Origin of the sequence: Streptomyces sp. AK08-02 (assembly GCF_033795085.1) — a bacterium.
GTDB lineage: Bacteria > Actinomycetota > Actinomycetes > Streptomycetales > Streptomycetaceae > Streptomyces > Streptomyces echiniscabiei.
In genome coordinates, this window is the sequence record NZ_JARAZV010000019.1 from 247,058 (window position 1) to 265,619 (window position 18,562).

The 18,562-nt window shown below is 68.6% G+C and carries 10 protein-coding genes, 1 tRNA gene and 1 rRNA gene; 1 reads left to right on the top strand and 11 read right to left on the bottom strand.

Features of this window, described 5'->3' with window-relative positions; genetic code table 11:
- Positions 1 to 340: 340 nt before the first annotated feature.
- The 8 genes from PV734_RS35815 to PV734_RS35850 all read right to left on the bottom strand — a co-directional run bounded on the left by PV734_RS35815 (position 341) and on the right by PV734_RS35850 (position 14,418).
- On the bottom strand, positions 341 to 715 hold the full coding sequence (locus PV734_RS35815; RefSeq protein WP_319095971.1) for a helix-turn-helix transcriptional regulator: 375 nt from the start codon (positions 713 to 715) through the stop codon (positions 341 to 343).
- Between the two features lie 109 nt (positions 716 to 824).
- Positions 825 to 1,370 carry a CinA family protein gene (locus PV734_RS35820; protein WP_319095970.1) on the bottom strand — a complete coding sequence of 182 codons (546 nt, stop codon included), beginning with the start codon at positions 1,368 to 1,370 and terminating at the stop codon, positions 825 to 827.
- Complete coding sequence (gene pgsA / locus PV734_RS35825; RefSeq protein WP_319095968.1) at positions 1,367 to 2,206, bottom strand: CDP-diacylglycerol--glycerol-3-phosphate 3-phosphatidyltransferase; 840 nt, start codon at positions 2,204 to 2,206, stop codon at positions 1,367 to 1,369. The genes PV734_RS35820 and pgsA overlap by 4 nt, the downstream gene beginning before the upstream one ends.
- Positions 2,203 to 3,768 carry a 30S ribosomal protein S12 methylthiotransferase RimO gene (gene rimO, locus PV734_RS35830; RefSeq protein ID WP_319293564.1) on the bottom strand — a complete coding sequence of 522 codons (1,566 nt, stop codon included), beginning with the start codon at positions 3,766 to 3,768 and terminating at the stop codon, positions 2,203 to 2,205. Before rimO ends, pgsA begins: the two co-directional genes overlap by 4 nt.
- Positions 3,769 to 3,941: 173 nt before the next feature.
- The gene (locus PV734_RS35835) at positions 3,942 to 4,796 is read right to left on the bottom strand and encodes a RodZ domain-containing protein (protein ID WP_319095965.1); all 855 of its coding nucleotides are present in this window, start codon (positions 4,794 to 4,796) and stop codon (positions 3,942 to 3,944) included.
- A gap of 270 nt (positions 4,797 to 5,066) precedes the next feature.
- Positions 5,067 to 7,793, bottom strand: a complete 2,727-nt coding sequence (locus PV734_RS35840; RefSeq protein ID WP_319095964.1) for a DNA translocase FtsK — start codon at positions 7,791 to 7,793, stop codon at positions 5,067 to 5,069.
- Between the two features lie 159 nt (positions 7,794 to 7,952).
- On the bottom strand, positions 7,953 to 8,639 hold the full coding sequence (locus PV734_RS35845) for a two-component system response regulator (RefSeq protein ID WP_319095963.1): 687 nt from the start codon (positions 8,637 to 8,639) through the stop codon (positions 7,953 to 7,955).
- Between the two features lie 307 nt (positions 8,640 to 8,946).
- Entirely contained in the window at positions 8,947 to 14,418 is a 5,472-nt protein-coding gene (locus PV734_RS35850) for a HAMP domain-containing protein (RefSeq protein ID WP_319293566.1), read from the bottom strand.
- Positions 14,419 to 14,735: 317 nt separating this feature from the next.
- Here PV734_RS35850 and PV734_RS35855 point away from each other — a divergent pair, with 317 nt between their 5' ends.
- Positions 14,736 to 17,480, top strand: a complete 2,745-nt coding sequence (locus PV734_RS35855) for a SpoIIE family protein phosphatase (RefSeq protein WP_319095961.1) — start codon at positions 14,736 to 14,738, stop codon at positions 17,478 to 17,480.
- A gap of 55 nt (positions 17,481 to 17,535) precedes the next feature.
- On the opposite strand, the gene PV734_RS35860 is transcribed toward PV734_RS35855, so the two are convergent.
- The 3 genes from PV734_RS35860 to rrf form a co-directional block, all read right to left on the bottom strand.
- A tRNA-Thr gene (locus PV734_RS35860) sits at positions 17,536 to 17,611 on the bottom strand.
- An 83-nt stretch (positions 17,612 to 17,694) separates the two neighbouring features.
- Positions 17,695 to 18,357 carry a DegT/DnrJ/EryC1/StrS family aminotransferase gene (locus tag PV734_RS35865; protein WP_319096207.1) on the bottom strand — a complete coding sequence of 221 codons (663 nt, stop codon included), beginning with the start codon at positions 18,355 to 18,357 and terminating at the stop codon, positions 17,695 to 17,697.
- Positions 18,358 to 18,471: 114 nt separating this feature from the next.
- Positions 18,472 to 18,562: ribosomal RNA gene (gene rrf, locus PV734_RS35870) — 5S ribosomal RNA — on the bottom strand; the annotation flags it as partial.

Genomic DNA, 18,562 nt, shown 5'->3' on the forward strand with positions numbered 1-18,562 from the left:
CACCACCAGACGACCCCGAGCCCCAGCAGCGCCCCCCAGCGAACTATCCGCACCGCCATGGCCCACCTCCAGCCCCACGCTAGAACGTCCCGCTCACCCGCATACAGGGCGCATCACCGGCACAGAGGCGCACCGCTCTCCCGCGAACGGCCGCCCGGGAGACCGCGCGCCCGCCTCCTCACACCATGACCGCCCCGAGACCCACCGGCAAACGCACCCGGGGACGGACCCCCGGGAGCGCGGGGAGGGCACCCAACGCGAGAGCCCCGACCGCGCTCCTCCCGGGTCTCCCCGGAGAAGCCCCGGCCGGGGCTCTCACACATGTCGACTCTCGTGCACCTCAGGCGGCGACGACATCCACCGCCTCGGCGGGCGCCTTGATGGTCACCCGTTCCGGTGGCACACCGGCCACCGATACGGAACCCAGCATGGGACGCACCGGCGTGGGTACAGGTTCGTTGACCGCCGCAGACTGGGCCAGCTCTGCGAGGGCGAGATCGTCACTCACTTCCCGCATGAGCTCGGACATCCGTACGTCCAGCGCGTCGCAGATCGCGGACAGCAGCTCGGAGGATGCCTCCTTCTGCCCCCGCTCCACCTCGGAGAGATAGCCGAGTGAGACTCGGGCGGACGAGGAGACTTCGCGCAGAGTACGGCCCTGGCGCTGGCGCTGCCGACGCAGCACGTCACCCAACAGGCGACGGAGCAGAATCATCGGTGGCTCCCTCCTCGGACCGCGTAGCCGCATCCTTCACGCCCCACCGTACCGCCTTGCGCCGCGGCCGTGCGGGGAGCGATGCCGTGTTCACTCAGGGCTGCAAACATCAGGTCCCCCCGTTCTGTTCCGTATTCTGTGCCCGCTCATTCCCGGTCTGTTCGCCCGCAATCCCCTCAAGGAGGAGTGCGAGTACGCTCCGTACACTCTCCATACGAATTTCCGCCCGGGAGCCGTTCAACCGCAGCGACGCCACTTTTCCGCCACCTTCGGAACCGGATTCCGCTGCGCGAGGGCCGTCCACAGCGACGAAAACCGTTCCGACGGGCTGCCCGTCCTGCGGCTCCGGGCCGGCGACACCGGTCGTCGCGACACCCCAGTCGGCGCCGAGAACTCTGCGGGCTCCGGCCGCCATCTGCGCCGCGACCTGCGGATCCACGGCCCCTCGGGCGGCCAGCAGTGCAGCGTCGACGCCCAGCACCTGGTGCTTCAGCTCGGTCGCGTACGCCGTCACCGCACCCCGGAACACTTTCGAGGCCCCGGGCACCGATGTGATCTCGGCCGCGACCAGACCGCCCGTGAGGGACTCCGCGACAGCGAGCGTCTCACCCCTCACCGTCAGTAGTCTCACCACGTCAGCGGCGCTGGAACTCACCGTTCCGCCTCCAGAGAAGCGGCCTGGCGCGCGGCGATTCCCTCGTTGCGCAGCACAATGGCCTGTCTTACGTAGTCGAGACCGGTCACCACAGTCAGCACCACCGCCGCGGCCATCACCCAGAACCTCAGCGTCGCCAGCGGTCCCGTCAGCGCCAGGACGTACATCCCGACGGCCACTCCCTGCGTGAGCGTCTTGAGCTTGCCGCCGCGGCTCGCGGGGATCACCCCGTAGCGGATCACGACGAAGCGCAGCAGTGTGATCCCGAGCTCACGCCCGAGGATGACACCGGTCACCCACCACGGCAGATCACCGAGCGCGGAGAGACAGAGCAGCGCCGCTCCCATGATCGCCTTGTCGGCGATGGGGTCGGCGATCTTCCCGAAGTCGGTGACGAGGTCGTACGTACGCGCCAGATGGCCGTCGAAGATGTCCGTGATCATGGCGACAGCGAAGGCCGCCCACGCCAGCGAGCGCCACGCCGGGTCGTACCCCCCGTCGGCCAGCATCAGGGCCACGAAACCCGGCACAAGCAGCAACCGGATCATCGTAAGAATGTTCGCGATGTTCCAGAGGCTGGCCTGATTGACAGCGGCGGCCCCCAACTTCCCGCCGCGCACCGCCTTCACACCGTCCAGGTCATCACTGACCAGGGAGTCGACGCCGGACCCGGATGCCTCGGAGCCGACAGCGGAGCCGGAGGGCGCGGGAGCGACCGAGGAGCCGGTGGCTCCGGGGGTACCCATCGCGCCCGGCACAGCCACCGCACCCGGAACGCTGTTGACGTTCCGCGCGCTGGAGGAGCCGCCCGCTGCGGATGCCGGGACTCCGGTCATCTGGTCGCCTCCTCTGACTCCGAACACACGAGCGCGCCGAGCGAACCCGGAAGCAGCTCGGCAACCAGATCGACACCTTCCGTACCGACCACTTTCGCCTCGACCATACGACCGACACTCAGTTCTTCGCCGCTCGTGAGACCCGAGAAGTCCGCGAAGTTGGTGAACAGCACCTGCCCATCGGTCTCCGGCGCCTGGTGCGCGCCTCGGCCGTACGCGCCCTCCTCGCCACCGACCGACTCGACCAGCACGTGCACGGTCTCACCGACGCGCTCCTCCGCGCGCTGCGAGACCAGCTCCTCGGCCAGCCGCGACACCCGGGCGAGTCGCGCCGCGACCACGTCCTCGTCCAGCTTGTTCTCGTACGTCGCCGCTTCCGTGCCGTCCTCGTCGGAGTACCCGAAGACACCGATGGCGTCCAGGCGCGCGTTGTTCAGGAACCGCTCCAGCTCCGCCAGGTCGGCCTCGGTCTCACCGGGGAAGCCCACGATGAAGTTGGACCGCACGCCGGCCTGCGGCGCCTTGCTCCTGATGGTGTCGAGCAGCTCCAGGAAGCGGTCGGTGTCACCGAAGCGCCGCATCGCGCGCAGCACGTCGGGCGCGGAGTGCTGGAAGGAGAGGTCGAAGTAGGGGGCGACCTTCGGCGTCGAGGTCAGCACGTCGATGAGCCCCGGGCGCATCTCAGCGGGCTGGAGATAGCTCACGCGCACGCGCTCGATGCCGTCGACGTCCGCGAGTTCGGGCAGCAGAGACTCCAGCAGACGGATGTCGCCCAGGTCCTTGCCGTACGAGGTGTTGTTCTCGGAGACGAGCATGACCTCCTTGACGCCCTGCTCCGCGAGCCACCTGGTCTCGTTCAGTACGTCGCTGGGGCGGCGCGAGATGAAGGAACCGCGGAAGGACGGGATGGCGCAGAAGGTGCAGCGCCGGTCGCAGCCGGAGGCCAGCTTCACCGAGGCGACGGGCGAGCCGTCGAGCCGCCGGCGCAGCGGCGCGCGCGGGCCGGAGACCGGAGCGACGCCCTCGGGGAGATCTGCGGGGGCCTCGACCGGTTCCACCGGCCCGGCGACCGCACCGGCGTCCGTGGCCGCGCCGTGCCCCGGGAGAGCGATCCCCGCACCCGCGCCCTGTCGCTCCGCCGGGCTGATCGGCAGCAGCTTGCGGCGGTCGCGCGGAGTGTGGGAGGCGTGGATACCGCCGTTCAGGATGGTCCGGAGGCGGTCGGAGATGTCGGCGTAGTCGTCGAAGCCGAGCACGCCGTCGGCCTCGGGCAGCGCTTCGGCAAGCTCCTTGCCGTACCGCTCGGCCATGCAGCCCACCGCCACGACGGCCTGGGTTCTGCCGTGTCCCTTGAGGTCGTTGGCCTCAAGCAGGGCGTCGACGGAGTCCTTCTTGGCGGCCTCGACGAAGCCACAGGTGTTGACGACGGCGACATCCGCGTCCTCGGCGTCCTCCACGAGTTGCCAGCCGTCCGCCTCCAAGCGGCCTGCGAGCTCCTCCGAGTCCACCTCGTTACGGGCGCAGCCAAGGGTGACAAGTGCGACGGTACGGCGTTCAGGCATGGGCTCAAGACTACTTCGTCCCACTGACACCCCACGTCGACGGGGCCAGAGGGCGTCCGCTGGGCCCCGCCGGAGTTGACAAGGCCCCGCCGGTCGGAGCCGGCGGGGCTCATCAGACGTCTCTACCGATCTTGGCCGGCCCCGTACCTGTGGCCTTCGAGAGCGGGTACCGCTCAGCCGACCTGGGGGTCGCCCTTCGTGTACGTGAGCCGCTCGACGGCCCCCGACTGGAACTCGTCGTCGATCTTCTTGCCGTTCACGTACAGCTGGATGGCGCCCGCGTCACCCAGGACGAGGTTGACCTCTTCGTCGTCCTGGAAGGTCTGGGACTGGCCCTGCTTGAGCAGGCCGTCGAAGAGCAGGCGGCCGTTGTGGTCCTTGGCGGAGATCCAGCTGCGCCCGTCCGAGGCGCTCACCTGGACGGTCACCTTGTCGGCCGGCGCCGCCGCGATGGCGCTCTCCGACGGGTCCGGCTTCGGGTCGGCGGGCTTGTCCTTCTTGGGCGTGGGTGAGGCCGGACCGCTGGCCGTCGGCGTGGCACCCTCGGCGACCTGGGTTCGCGCATCCGCGTCGCCGTCGCCGCCCTTGACCAGCGTGAAGCCGACGAAGCCGATCACGGCGACGATCGCGGCGACCATCGCCGCGGTCCAGTTCGGCCCGCGCCGCTCCGGGCGGATGCGTTCCGCCTCGAACAGGGGTGCGGCCGGGGTGGGCGCAGGACGTCCACCGTGGGCGTCGGCGAACTGCGCGAGCAGCGGTTCGGGGTCGAGGTGGACGGCACGGGCGAGGGTCCGGACGTGCCCGCGCGCGTAGACGTCTCCACCACAGGGGGCGAAGTCGTCCTGTTCGATCGCGTGCACGATGGCGATCCGGACCCGGGTGGCGGAACTGACGTCGTCGACTGTCAGCCCTGCCGCGATGCGCGCCTGCTGGAGGGCGCGACCGATCGAAGGGCGGGCTGCTTCCTCGCGGTCGTCGCGGTCTTCTTCGAACGGACGCTCGTCTTGTGGAGAGTTGCCGATGGACACGGGGGCGCCTTTCGAGCGTTTAGCCACCTGTGCTGGAGGTTCAGTTTAGGGGGGTTCGGGAAGGGTGGGGCAACCGGGCGGACGGACTTTGTACGCCATCGGAATGGCCAGGACACGCTGATGGTCAGGTCATGGCGAGGCAAGGATCTGTTGCCTCCCTCAACTTGACGTACGCCGAAGGGAAACGGTTGCTCAATGATCCCTTACGAGTGAGTCACATTCGACCACCCGGCTGCCGCACACACGGACGCCCGCGCAACAGACGACTCCCTAGGAGTCAGTCTCCCCACGAATCACCGCGAGCATCTCGTCCAACCCGTCAGCCTTCACAAGAACGTCACGCGCCTTGGACCCCTCGCTCGGCCCGACGATGCCCCGCGTCTCCATGAGGTCCATCAGTCGTCCCGCCTTGGCGAACCCGACTCGCAGCTTGCGCTGGAGCATCGAGGTGGAGCCGAACTGGCTGCTGACGACGAGTTCGGCAGCCGCGCACAGCAGTTCGAGGTCGTCGCCGATCTCCTCGTCGACCTCCTTCTTCTGCTTGGTACCCACGGTGACGTCTTCCCGGAAGACCGGCGCCATCTGGTCCTTGCAGTGCTGGACGATCGCGGCGACCTCGTCCTCGGTGACGAAGGCGCCCTGCATACGAGTGGGCTTGTTGGCGCCCATCGGCAGGAACAGTCCGTCGCCCTTGCCGATCAGCTTCTCGGCGCCGGGCTGGTCGAGGATGACCCGCGAGTCGGCCAGGGAGGAGGTGGCGAAGGCGAGCCTCGACGGCACGTTCGCCTTGATCAACCCGGTCACGACGTCGACGGACGGGCGCTGAGTGGCGAGGACGAGGTGGATGCCGGCCGCGCGCGCGAGCTGCGTGATGCGCACGATGGCGTCCTCGACGTCCCTGGGGGCCACCATCATCAGGTCGGCCAGCTCGTCGACGATCACCAGCAGATACGGGTACGGCGACAGCTCGCGCTCACTGCCCTCCGGCAGCTTGACCTTGCCGTTCCTGATGGCCTCGTTGAAGTCGTCGATGTGCCGGAATCCGAACGCCGCCAGGTCGTCGTACCGCAGATCCATTTCCCGTACGACCCACTGGAGCGCCTCAGCGGCCCGCTTCGGGTTGGTGATGATCGGCGTGATCAGGTGCGGGATGCCCTCGTACGCGGTCAGCTCGACGCGCTTGGGGTCGACCAGGACCATACGGACGTCCTCGGGAGTCGCCCGGACCATGACCGACGTGATCAGACAGTTGATACAGGACGATTTACCCGAACCGGTCGCACCCGCGACGAGCATATGGGGCATCTTGGCGAGGTTGGCCATCACATAGCCGCCCTCGACGTCCTTGCCGAGCGCGACCAGCATCGGATGATCGTCCTCGGCCGCGTCGGCCAGCCTGAGCACGTCCCCCAGGTTGACCATCTCGCGGTCGGTGTTGGGGATCTCGATGCCGACCGCCGACTTGCCGGGGATCGGGCTGATGATCCGTACGTCGGGGCTGGCGACGGCGTACGCGATGTTCTTGGTGAGGGCGGTGATCCGCTCCACCTTCACCGCGGGGCCGAGTTCCACCTCGTACCGCGTGACCGTCGGACCACGGGTGAAACCCGTGACCGCGGCGTCGACCTTGAACTCCATGAAGACGTTCGAGAGGGAGGCGACCACCACGTCGTTCGCCGCGCTGCGGGTCTTCCCGGGGCCGCCCCGCTCCAGCAGGTCCAGCGACGGCAGGGAGTAGGTGATGTCCCCGGACAGCTGAAGCTGTTCCGCGCGCGGGGGCAGGTCCCGCATGATCTCCGGCGGCGCCTTCGTGAGGTCCTGCACCGCGGCCTTGGCCGGTTCCGCCTTGAGCTTCTCCTGCTTGGGGCGTGCCCCCGGGACGGGAGTGTGCGTCGGGGCCGTCTCCTCACGGTCGCCCCCGTTGGTCACCCCCTGGGTGAGGTCGGCGACGATCGGCGAGGGCGGCATCCCGTGCAGCACGGCGCCGTCGAGCGCGGCAGCGGCGGCCGCGGCGACGTCCACGGCGTCCATCGGCCGCCCGGCGTCGGGCTGCCGCATCGCAGAGCGCCTGGGGCGGCTCCGGCGCTTGGAGAGCGCCTCCTGCTCGGCGTCGTCCGGGTCGTACGCCTCGGGGGCGGACCCGCGCCCTCGGGGACGCCCGGGCAGCGACTCGCGCCACTGGTCGTCGTAACGCTCGTCGTCCTCGGAGAGCCCGTCCTCCTCGGGGTCGCGGAGGATGCCGAGCCGGATCCCCAGCTGCCGCAGCCGCTGCGGAATCGCGTTGACGGGCGTCGCGGTGACGACGAGCAGCCCGAAGACGGTCAGCAGCACCAGCAGGGGTACGGCGAGGACCTCGCCCATCGTGTACGTCAGCGGAGTCGCCGCGGCCCACCCGATGAGCCCGCCGGCGTCCCTTATGGCCTGCATGCCGTCGCTGCGCGCGGGGGCGCCGCACGCGATGTGGACCTGCCCGAGCACGCCGATGACCAGCGCCGACAGCCCGATGACGATACGGCCGTTGGCATCGGGCTTCTCGGGGTGCCTGATGAACCGTACGGCGATGACCGCCAGCAGTATCGGCACGAGCAGGTCGAGGCGGCCGAACGCGCCGGTGACCAGCATCTCGACCAGGTCACCGACAGGACCGCGCAGGCTGGACCAGGTGCCCGCGGCGACGATCAGCGCGAGGGCGAGCAACAGCAGTCCCACGCCGTCCTTCCGGTGAGCCGGATCGAGGTTCTTCGCGCCCTGCCCTATGCCGCGGAACACGGCACCGACACCGTGCGCGATGCCGAGCCACAGGGCGCGTACGAGGCGGTAGACGCCCCCTGTGGGACTGGGTGCCGGAGGGGGCGCGACCTTCTTCGCCGCGGCCTTCCTGGCGGGCGCCTTCTTCGCGGGGGTCTTTTTCGCCGTGGCCTTCCTCGCCGGAGCCTTCGCGGGCACGGCTGCCTTCTTCGCGGGCGGCTTCTTGGCTGCGGAAGGACGTGAGGCCATGTGTGTGAGGTTACCGGTGGAGACGACAGCGGACACGTGTGCCTGCTGCTTCACCCGTTCGTGTCGCCCTTGCGTGAGCACGGGACTGACGCGCACTCACGCGCAACCCCGCGCGACTCACCGCGAGTTCGACGACGGAAGCGGCGGCCGGCGCGCGGGTCAGTTCGGTGAAGGCAACGACGGTGCCCCGCTGCCGGTGCCCGGTTCGAGCGCGTCCAGAGCCCGGCGCAGGCCGGTCAGTTTGCGTTCGAGATGGGCCGCGGTGGCCACTGCCGCCGCGTCCGCCGACTCGTCGTCGAGCTGTTTGGACAACGCCTCCGCCTGCTCCTCGACGGCTGCTAGCCGCGCGGACAGTTCGGCGAGCAGGCCCGCCGGCTCCTTTGCCGCACCGGCCGCCGCCTTGCCCCCGCCACCCTCCAGCTGCAGCCGCAACAGAGCTGCCTGTTCCCGGAGTTGACAGTTCTTCATATAGAGCTCGACGAACACCGAGACCTTCGCCCGCAACACCCACGGGTCGAACGGCTTGGAGATGTAGTCCACCGCGCCCGCCGCGTAACCCCGGAAGGTGTGATGCGGACCGTGGTTGATCGCGGTGAGGAAGATGATCGGGATGTCCCGGGTCCGCTCCCGCCGCTTGATGTGCGCGGCCGTTTCGAAGCCGTCCATACCCGGCATCTGCACGTCCAGCAGAATGACCGCGAAGTCGTCCGTCAGAAGTGCCTTGAGCGCTTCCTCCCCGGACGATGCCCGCACCAGTGTCTGATCCAACGCAGAGAGGATGGCCTCCAGCGCCAGCAGATTCTCCGGCCGGTCATCGACCAGGAGGATCTTGGCCTTCTGCACCATGGCCCGCCCTCCTCGCCCCGGCTTGGGGCCTCCCCTGTACTCAGGACTTGGGGCAGCACCAGCGGGTGCCGCCCCAGGGGACGGCTCCCTTACGCCGCCCGTCCTCGTGCCGGTCATGGTAGCCGCACCCCGCCCGTCGCCACACCCTGTCACCGCGATGTCACTGTGCACGTAGCAGAAACGTAGCGGGAGACCAGAAGGTTCCCCGAATCCCGCACTTCTACACGGCTTCGGCCACACTGAGTCAGCAACTCCGCGTGAACACCAGAGGTTCCCGTTCCGGCGACGGAAACACCCAGCTCAACCGTCACTCCCCGCGCATCCACTGCTCCATCACCGACAGCAGGTGATCAGGATCGACGGGCTTGGTCACATAGTCGGAGGCACCCGACTCGATCGCCTTCTCCCGGTCGCCCTTCATCGCCTTGGCGGTCAGCGCGATGATCGGGAGTCCGGCGAACTGCGGCATCCTTCGGATCGCCGTGGTCGTCGCGTAGCCGTCCATCTCGGGCATCATGATGTCCATCAGTACGACCGTCACATCGTCATGCTGTTCCAGGACTTCGATACCCTCCCGGCCGTTCTCCGCGTACAGCACCGACAGCCCGTGCTGCTCCAGGACGCTCGTCAGAGCGAACACGTTACGGATGTCGTCGTCGACGATCAGTACCTTCTCGCCGTCGAACCGGATGCCCCGGCGCGGCTGCTGCGCCGCCTCCTGCTCATCGGGCACCCAATGGCCGTTGGCCCTCGACGATGCGTTCAGTTCGGTCACCGACACGGCCCTGCGGCGCCGCCTGAAGAGCGCGGCGGGACCGTTCTGCGCCTCGTGGTACGACCTCACCTCGGCCGGCGTCTCGATGTCCGCCCCGGCCCCCTCCGCCTCGGAGGCCAGCAACTCGCCGACCTCCAGGGAGGGCGCCAGCTGCGCGTAGCCCTGCGGGGGCAGTTCACTCGGGTGCAGCGGCAAATACAGCGTGAACGTCGAACCGCGGCCCGGCTCGCTCTGCGCGTGGATCTCACCGCCGAGCAGGCGTGCGATCTCCCGGGAGATGGACAGCCCCAGACCCGTACCTCCGTACTTGCGGCTGGTCGTGCCGTCCGCCTGCTTGAACGCCTCGAAGATCACCCGCATCTTGCTCGCCGCGATACCGATGCCCGTGTCGGTCACCGAGAACGCGATCATGTCGGCATCCGCGTCCCGCAGTGACCCCGCCTCCAGCAACTGCTCCCGGATGGCCACCGGGACCTCCGCGCCGGCCGGCCTGATGACCAGCTCGACGGCTCCCGAGTCGGTGAACTTCACCGCGTTGGACAGCAGGTTGCGCAGCACCTGGAGCAGCCGCTGTTCGTCGGTGTGCAGCGTGGCGGGGAGATCCGGCGAGACCCGTACGGAGAAGTCGAGGCGCTTCTCCGCGGTCAGCGGACGGAAGGTGGCCTCCACGTAGTCGACGAGCTGCACGAGCGCGATGCGCGTCGGGGAGACGTCCATCTTGCCCGCCTCGACCTTCGACAGGTCGAGGATGTCGTTGATCAGCTGGAGCAGGTCCGAGCCCGCCCCGTGGATCGTCTCGGCGAACTCGACCTGCTTGGGGGTGAGGTTGGTGTCCGCGTTGTCCGCGAGCAGCTTGGCGAGGATCAGCAGCGAGTTGAGCGGCGTCCGCAGCTCGTGCGACATGTTGGCGAGGAACTCGCTCTTGTAGCGCATCGACACGGCGAGTTGCTCGGCGCGCTCCTCCAGCACCTGCCGCGCCTCCTCGATCTCCGTGTTCTTGACCTCGATGTCACGGTTCTGCTGAGCCAGCAGCTCGGCTTTCTCCTCCAGCTCCGCGTTGGACGACTGAAGCGCCTTCTGCCGGTTCTCCAGCTCGGCCGAACGTTCCCTCAACTGTTCGGTCAGTTCCTGCGAGTTCTTCAGCAGCACCTCCGTCTTGGTGTTGACGGAGATGGTGTTGACGCTGGTCGCGATCATCTCGGCGATCTGGTTGAGGAAGTCCTTCTGGATCTGCGTGAACGGCGTGAAAGACGCCAGTTCGATGACCCCGAGCACCTTGCCCTCGAACAGCAGCGGCAGCACGATCACCTGTGCGGGCGGCGCCTCGCCGAGCCCGGAGGAGATCTTCAGGTAACCGCTCGGCGCGTTCTCCACCAGGATCGTGCGCTTCTCCTCGGCGGCGGTCCCGACCAGCGCCTCACCGGGCCGGAACGAGGTCGGCATGGAGCCCATGGAGTAGCCGTACGAGCCGAGCATGCGCAGTTCGTACGCGTTCTCCGGGGCGCTTCCCTGGTCCTTGCCGTCGACCGTCTGCATCGCCAGGAAGAACGCCCCGTGCTGGGCGGTGACGACAGGCGTCAGCTCGCTCATGATCAGCGAGGCCACGTCGTCGAGGTCCCGGCGACCCTGCATCAGGGCGGAGATCCGGGCGAGGTTGCCCTTGAGCCAGTCCTGTTCCTTGTTGGCGATCGTGGTGTCGCGCAGGTTGGCGATCATCTTGTTGATGTAGTCCTGAAGTTCCTGGATCTCGCCGGAGGCGTCCACGTCGATCTTCAGGTTGAGGTCACCACGGGTCACCGCGGTCGCCACGCGCGCGATGGCCCGCACCTGCCGGGTCAGGTTCCCGGCCATCTCGTTCACCGACTCCGTGAGGTCGCGCCAGGTGCCGTCGACGTCCCGCACCCGCGCCTGGCCACCGAGCTGGCCTTCCGTACCGACCTCCCGGGCGACCCGGGTGACCTCCTCGGCGAAGGACGACAGCTGGTCGACCATGGTGTTGATCGTCGTCTTGAGCTCAAGGATCTCACCGCGGGCGTCAATGTCGATCTTCTTCGTCAGGTCGCCCTTGGCGATGGCCGTCGTCACCATCGCGATGTTGCGCACCTGACCGGTCAGGTTGGACGCCATCCCGTTCACCGACTCGGTGAGGTCCTTCCAGGTACCGGCCACACCCGGCACTCGCGCCTGCCCGCCCAGGATTCCGTCCGTGCCCACCTCGCGGGCCACCTTGGTGACCTGGTCGGCGAACGAACTCAGCGTCTTCACCATGGTGTTGAAGGTGTCGGCGAGCTGCGCGACCTCACCGCGCGCCTCGATCGTCACCGTCCGCGTCAGGTCACCGTTGGCGACGGCCGCCGCGACCTGGGAGATGTTCCGCACCTGCACGGTCAGGTTGTTGGCCATCAGGTTGACGTTGTCGGTGAGGTCCTTCCAGATACCCGTGACGCCCGACGCGTGCGCCTGGCCACCGAGGATGCCCTCCGTGCCCACCTCACGGGCGACCCGGGTCACCTGCTCGGCGAACGACGACAGTTGGTCGACCATGGTGTTGACCGTCGTGACGAGTTCGAGGATCTCGCCCTTGGCGTCAACAGTGATCTTCTTCGACAGGTCGCCCTTGGCGACGGCGGTCGTGACCTCGGCGATGTTGCGCACCTGGATGGTCAGGTTGTTCGCCATGAAGTTCACGGACTGCGTGAGGTCCTTCCAGGTGCCGGAGACACCCTGCACCTCGGCCTGACCGCCGAGCTCGCCCTCCGTACCCACCTCACGGGCCACACGCGTGACCTCCTGGGCGAACGACGACAGCTGGTCGACCATCGTGTTCAGGGTGTTCTTGAGCTCCAGGATCTCCCCGCGCGCGTCCACGGTGATCTTCTGGGACAGGTCACCCCGGGCCACCGCGGTCGCCACCTGAGCGATGTTGCGCACCTGGGCGGTGAGGTTGCCGGCCATGCCGTTCACGGAGTCGGTGAGGTCGCGCCACACCCCGGCCACCCCGGGCACCTGCGCCTGCCCGCCGAGGCGGCCCTCCGTACCCACGTCACGGGCGACCCGGGTCACCTGGTCGGCGAAGGCCGAGAGCTGATCGACCATGGTGTTGATCGTGTTCTTGAGCTCCAGGATCTCGCCGCGCGCGTCGACATCGATCTTCTGCGACAGGTCGCCGTTGGCCACCGCCGTCGTCACCTGGGCGATGTTCCTCACCTGGGAGGTCAGGTTGCCGGCCATGAAGTTGACGGAGTCGGTGAGCTCCTTCCACGTCCCGGACACCCCGTCCACCCGCGCCTGCCCGCCGAGGCGGCCCTCCGTACCCACGTCACGGGCCATCCGCGTCACCTGGTCGGCGAAGCTCGACAGCTGGTCCACCATCGTGTTCACGGTGTTCTTCAGTTGGAGCATCTCGCCGGAGACGTCGACGGTGACCTTCTGGGACAGGTCGCCGTTGGCCACCGCCGTCGTCACCTGGGCGATGTTCCTCACCTGTCCGGTGAGGTTCCTGAACGCCGTGTTGACGGAGTCCGTCAGGTCCTTCCACGTACCCGCCGCACCCGGCACCTGCGCCTGGCCACCCAGCTCACCCTCGACACCGACCTCCCGCGCGACCCGGGTGACCTCGGCACCGAACGCGGACAGCTGGTCGACCATCCCGTTGACGGTGTTCTTCAGCTCCAGCATCTCGCCGGCGACCTCGACGCTGACCTTCTGCGACAGGTCACCGCTGGCCACAGCGGTCGTCACGGCGGCGATGTCCCGCACCTGGGTGGTCAGATTCCGGAAGACCGTGTTGACGGAGTCCGTCAGGTCCTTCCACGTACCCGCCGCACCCGGCACGTTCGCCTGCCCGCCGAGCCGCCCCTCGCCACCGACCTCGTTGGCAACCCGGGTGACCTCGTCCGCGAACGTCCGCAGCGTCTCGGTCATCTGGTTGATCGTCTCGGCGAGCTGGGCGACCTCACCGCGCGCCGACACCGTCACCTTCTGCGACAGATCACCGTTGGCGACCGCGGTCGTCACCTGCGCGATCCCGCGCACCTGGGCCGTCAGGTTGCCGGCCATGAGATTCACCGAATCGGTGAGGTCCTTCCACACTCCCGCCACACCCGGCACCTGTGCCTGGCCGCCGAGCTCACCCTCCGTACCCACCTCGCGCGCGACTCGCGTCACCTCGGAGGAGAAGGACGACAGCTGGTCGACCATCGTGTTGACGGTGTTCTTCAGCTCCAGCATCTCGCCGGCCACGTGAACCGTGACCTTCCGGGACAGATCACCCTTCGCGACCGCCGTCGTCACCAGCGCGATGTCCCGGACCTGCGCCGTCAGCCGGTACGCCATGGTGTTGACCGAGTCCGTGAGATCCCGCCACGAACCGGACATCCCGCGCACCTGGGCCTGACCGCCCAGCTTGCCCTCCGTACCGACCTCGCTGGCCACCCGCGTGACCTCGTCGGTGAAGGTCGACAACTGGTCGACAAGATTGTTGACCGTGCGTCCGACCTTGAGGAACTCCCCGCGCAACGGATGCCCATTGCCGTCCGCGGCCTGCGCCCGCAGCTCCATCCGGGGCGACAGATCCCCCTCCGCGACCGCGCTCAGCACCCGCCCGACCTCGGCCACCGGACGTACGAGATCGTCGACGAGCGCGTTCGAGGCATCGATCGCCACGGCCCACGAGCCCTCGCTGACACCCGCTTCCAGCCGCTCGGTCAACTTCCCCTCGCGCCCCACCATGCGCCGTACGCGCGACAATTCACCCGTCAAGTGGAGATTACGGTCGGCCACCTCGTTGAAGACCGCCGCGATCTCCGACATGACACCGTCGCCGGACACGGTGAGCCGCTTGCGGAAGTTGCCGTCGCGCATCGACTCCAGCGCCGACAACAGCCTGTCCAGGGACGCCGTGTCCACCTCGGTCGTTCCGTTGCGCGGTTTACGGCGGTTACTCAGGGCCTGTCCGCCTTTCGCGCGCGTCTTAGTGCCCCGCGTCGCTGCGCCAGACTCCACTGTGTCCCTCCCGAAGGGGTCGACCGTTTCTGCTCTGTGTGCTCTGCCATCACTCGCGCGTACCCGGACACTGCCAGTGCCCGGTAAGACCTTCACCTGGAGCCTGCCCAGTGTTTCACCCTGTCCGAACCCGGCCATAACAGTTCGGCAGCTTCGCACACCGTCCGCACACTCTGGGGACGTAAACACTGCAGACCTGCATCCGCATGGACCGCGAAGGTAAGTAACCTTGCATACGGCTGTCCAGCCACACCGGTCCGTCCGGTCTGGGCGGTGGCACGACCACGAGCGGGCAGGCATCGGAGGGGCACCGCACCATGACCACCGGACTGCATCCAGGGGGAACACCCCAGGATCCCCGGCCGACGGGGAACCAGGCCCTGCCCCGGCAGGAACGGGTCGGCCCCGGCACGCATGCCGACAAACGGACGAGGAGTTCTGTGATCACCGCGCGCGCGTCCGCCACCTTCGACCCCGTCGGGCGATCGGTGGCGACCGCCCGTTCCTTCGTCCGCGACACCCTGCAGGGCTGGGGCTTCGCGGACATCGTCGACGACGCCGTGGTCCTCACGAGCGAACTGGTCACCAACGCCGTGATCCACGCGGGCACCTCCGCGGACGTCCTGTGTCTACGCAGTGACGACGGCGTACGCGTCGAGGTGGCCGACCGCTACCCGGAGCGGGAGATCCCGCTGCAGGGTTCGCCCGTCAACATGGGCAGCCCCGACCGGGAGGGAGGCCGCGGCCTCCAGCTGTGCGCGGCGCTGGCCGGCCGCTGGGGCGTCGAGTACACGCCCACACAGAAGCAGGTGTGGTTCCAGATCGACCTCCCCGCGCGCGCGGTGGGCACCCGCTCCGCGGGCCCGTCCCTCCCCGCCGCCCTGCTCCCGCTGGCCGACGGCCGGGTCCGGGTCGCGGTCATCCAGATCGACCGCACCGGGTCCATCGCGGCGTGGAACGAGGACGCCGAGGAACTCTTCGGCTACGCGCCGGAGTCGGTCATCGGCAAACCCCTCACCGACCTCGCCGCCTGGCCGCACACCCCCGGCACCAGCACCGGCATCGCCGAGGCCCTCCAACTCTCCCGCTGGGAGGGCAGTTACGGCATAAGGGGCGCCAGCGGCCGCGTCATCCCGGTGTACGCCTCCCACCTCCGCGTCCGCGACACGGAGGGCGAGCCCTCGACGGTCTGCCTCCTCGTACGCGACCACGAACGGGCGGTCCTGCAGACCCCGTTGCGCGGCAGCTCGTCCGACACGATGTCGAGCTCCGAGGGCCAGAACACCGACCCCTTCGAGGTGTTCATCGGCTCCCCGGCCCCGGACGACCTCGACGGTCTGCTCCAGCGCACGGTGGAGCGCGCCCGCGACATGCTCGACGCTGACTCCGCCTTCCTGCTCCTGGCCACGGACGACGAGACGGAGTTGGAGGTGAGGGCCTCGACGGGCCTCCCCTCGGCCCGTCAGCGCTTCGCCCGCGTACCGGTCGAGGCGGGCCCCGGCCGGTACGGCTCGGCCCGTATGCCGGCCGTCCACGACGACCTCTCGGCCGTCCCCGGAGCGGTCCCCCTCCTGAGCGGCACGGGTATGCGCTCGGTCGTCACCGTCCCCCTGAAGGTGGAAGGACGCCTCACCGGCTCCCTGGGCGTCGCCGCCGAGTCCCCCGGCCGCTACACGAACGAAGAGGCCCTGCGCCTCCAGTTCGCCGCCGACCGCATCGCGTTGGCCGTGGAGTCGGCCCGCCTGGGCGAACTGGAACGACTGCGCAGAGGTTCGCTCAGCTTCCTGGTCGAGGCCTCCGACCTCCTCGCGGGAACGCTCGACCGCGACCAGACCCTCGCCCTCATGGCCCAGATGACGGTCCCGACCCTGGCCACCTGGTGCGCGGTCTACACGATCGCCGACCAGGCCTCGGACCCGTACCTCTCGTACGTCCTGCACGAGGACGAGGACCGCATCGACGGCCTCAAGGCCCTCCTGTCGAAGATCGCCCCGCCCGACCCGGTCCCCACGCCCGGCGCCCGCGTCTGGTCGGCCCCCGCGGCGGCAGCCCATCAGGCCGCCCTGCGTACGTCCATGCGCAGCCTGAGCCTCAACTCGCCCACCTCGGTCGGCTCGGGCATCGGTACAACTCTCGCCACGGCGGCGGCAGTCGGCGGCGAGACGGTCGTCCTCCCCCTGGTCGCCCGCAACCGCGTGATCGGCATGCTCACCCTCGGCAAGCCGACGGACGAGCACTTCCGCCAGGAAATCCTGGAACTGGCCGAGGACCTGAGCCGCCGGGCCGCCCTGGCCCTGGACAATGCCCGCCTCTACTCGGAACGCACAGCGATCAGCCAGTCCCTCCAACGCAGCCTCCTGCCCCCGGAGTTGCCGCACATCGACGGCGTGGAGGTGGAGGTCATCTACCGCGCGGCCGGCGAGGGCAACGAGGTCGGCGGCGACTTCTACGACCTCTTCCCCATCCGCGACGGCGCCTACGGCTTCGCCATCGGCGATGTCTGCGGTACGGGCCCGGAGGCCGCGGCGGTGACGGGCCTGGCCCGCCACGCCCTCCGCCTGTTGGCGAGAGAGGGCTTCGGCGGCCCGGCGGTCCTGGAGCGCCTAAACTCGGCGATCCTCGACGAGGGGGCCCGCAGCCGCTTCCTGACCCTCCTGTACGGCGAGTTGTGGCCGCAGGAGGACGGCAGCGCCGTACTGAAGGTGGTCTGCGCCGGCCACCCCCTCCCGCTCCGGCTGCGCCAGGACGGCACGGTGGAACCGGCAGCGGAGCCCCAGCCCCTCCTGGGCGTCCTGGAGGACCTGGAGCTGTACGAGCAGACGATCACCCTCGACCCGGGCGACGTACTGCTCTGCGTCACAGACGGCGTCACGGAACGCCGCGAGGGCACCCGCATGCTGGGCGACGACGGCCTGACAGACGTCCTGACGACCTGTACGGGCCTGACGGCCGGCGCGGTCGCGGCCCGCATCATGCGCGCCGTCGAACGCTTCGCCTCCGACGCCCCGTCCGACGACATGGCGATCCTCGCGATGCGCGTGCCCGGCCTGCAGAAGGACTGACGGAGCGACGACGGGCATGAGAAAGGCCCCGCCCAATCGGGCGGGGCCTTCTGTGTGGAGCCCCCCAACGGAATCGAACCGTTGACCTTCTCCTTACCATGGAGACGCTCTGCCGACTGAGCTAGGGGGGCCAGTTACTTTTCGAGGTTTCCCTCGCGGCAACGAAAGAGATCATACCCCGAACAGACCCGTGCTCCCAACTACGCCCGTACGATCAGAACGCGGGCTGCAGCAGTCCCCCGAGCGAGTTGCACGTGGACACGATCCGCTGCATGTCCCGCTTGGTCAACGAGGCGTCGACCGGCAGCGCCAGGGTCTCGTCGACAGCCAACTCGGTCTCGGGCAGCGAGACACAGCACCGGAACTCGGGCATGCGATGCACCGGTGCCTTCACGGGCACTCGGCAGTCAACTCCCCTGGCCCGCAGGGCTCGAGCGAAGGCATCCCGATCGGGCCGCCCGTTACCGGGCACTCGCACGACGTACTGCTGGTAGGTGTGCCCGTCCCCGTCGTCGGGTGTGCGCACACCCCTCAGCTTCAGATCGAGAAACGCCGCGCGTTGCCGCCGTTGAGCGATCTCGTCGTACGGCGCCTCGGACTCACCGTGCTGCAATACGAGAAGCCCGCGCCGCTGCCCGACATCGAGAAAACGCCCCATGTCTGCCGGCCGCCCGAAGCGGTGTACGACAACGACGGCCGCCGTCCGCGGAGTTGTCGCCGCCTCGACGGCTGACGCGTCAAGGCAGTAGGTCACCGGATCTATGTCGGCGAACACCGGCAGACCCCCGGCCTGGATCACCGCCTCGGCGACTTCCACGTTCCCGTAGGCCGGTACGACGACCTCGTCACCGACTCCGACGCCGGCGGCCCTGAGCATTGCAGCAGTACCCATGCCATGGATGTTGGTCGCGAGACGTGAACGTCAAGTGACGCACAACAAAAAAGGGTTGGACCCCGAACCGAAGTTCAGGATCCAACCCTTTCAATATTTGTTCGGCGGCGTCCTACTCTCCCACAGGGTCCCCCCTGCAGTACCATCGGCGCTGTGAGGCTTAGCTTCCGGGTTCGGAATGTAACCGGGC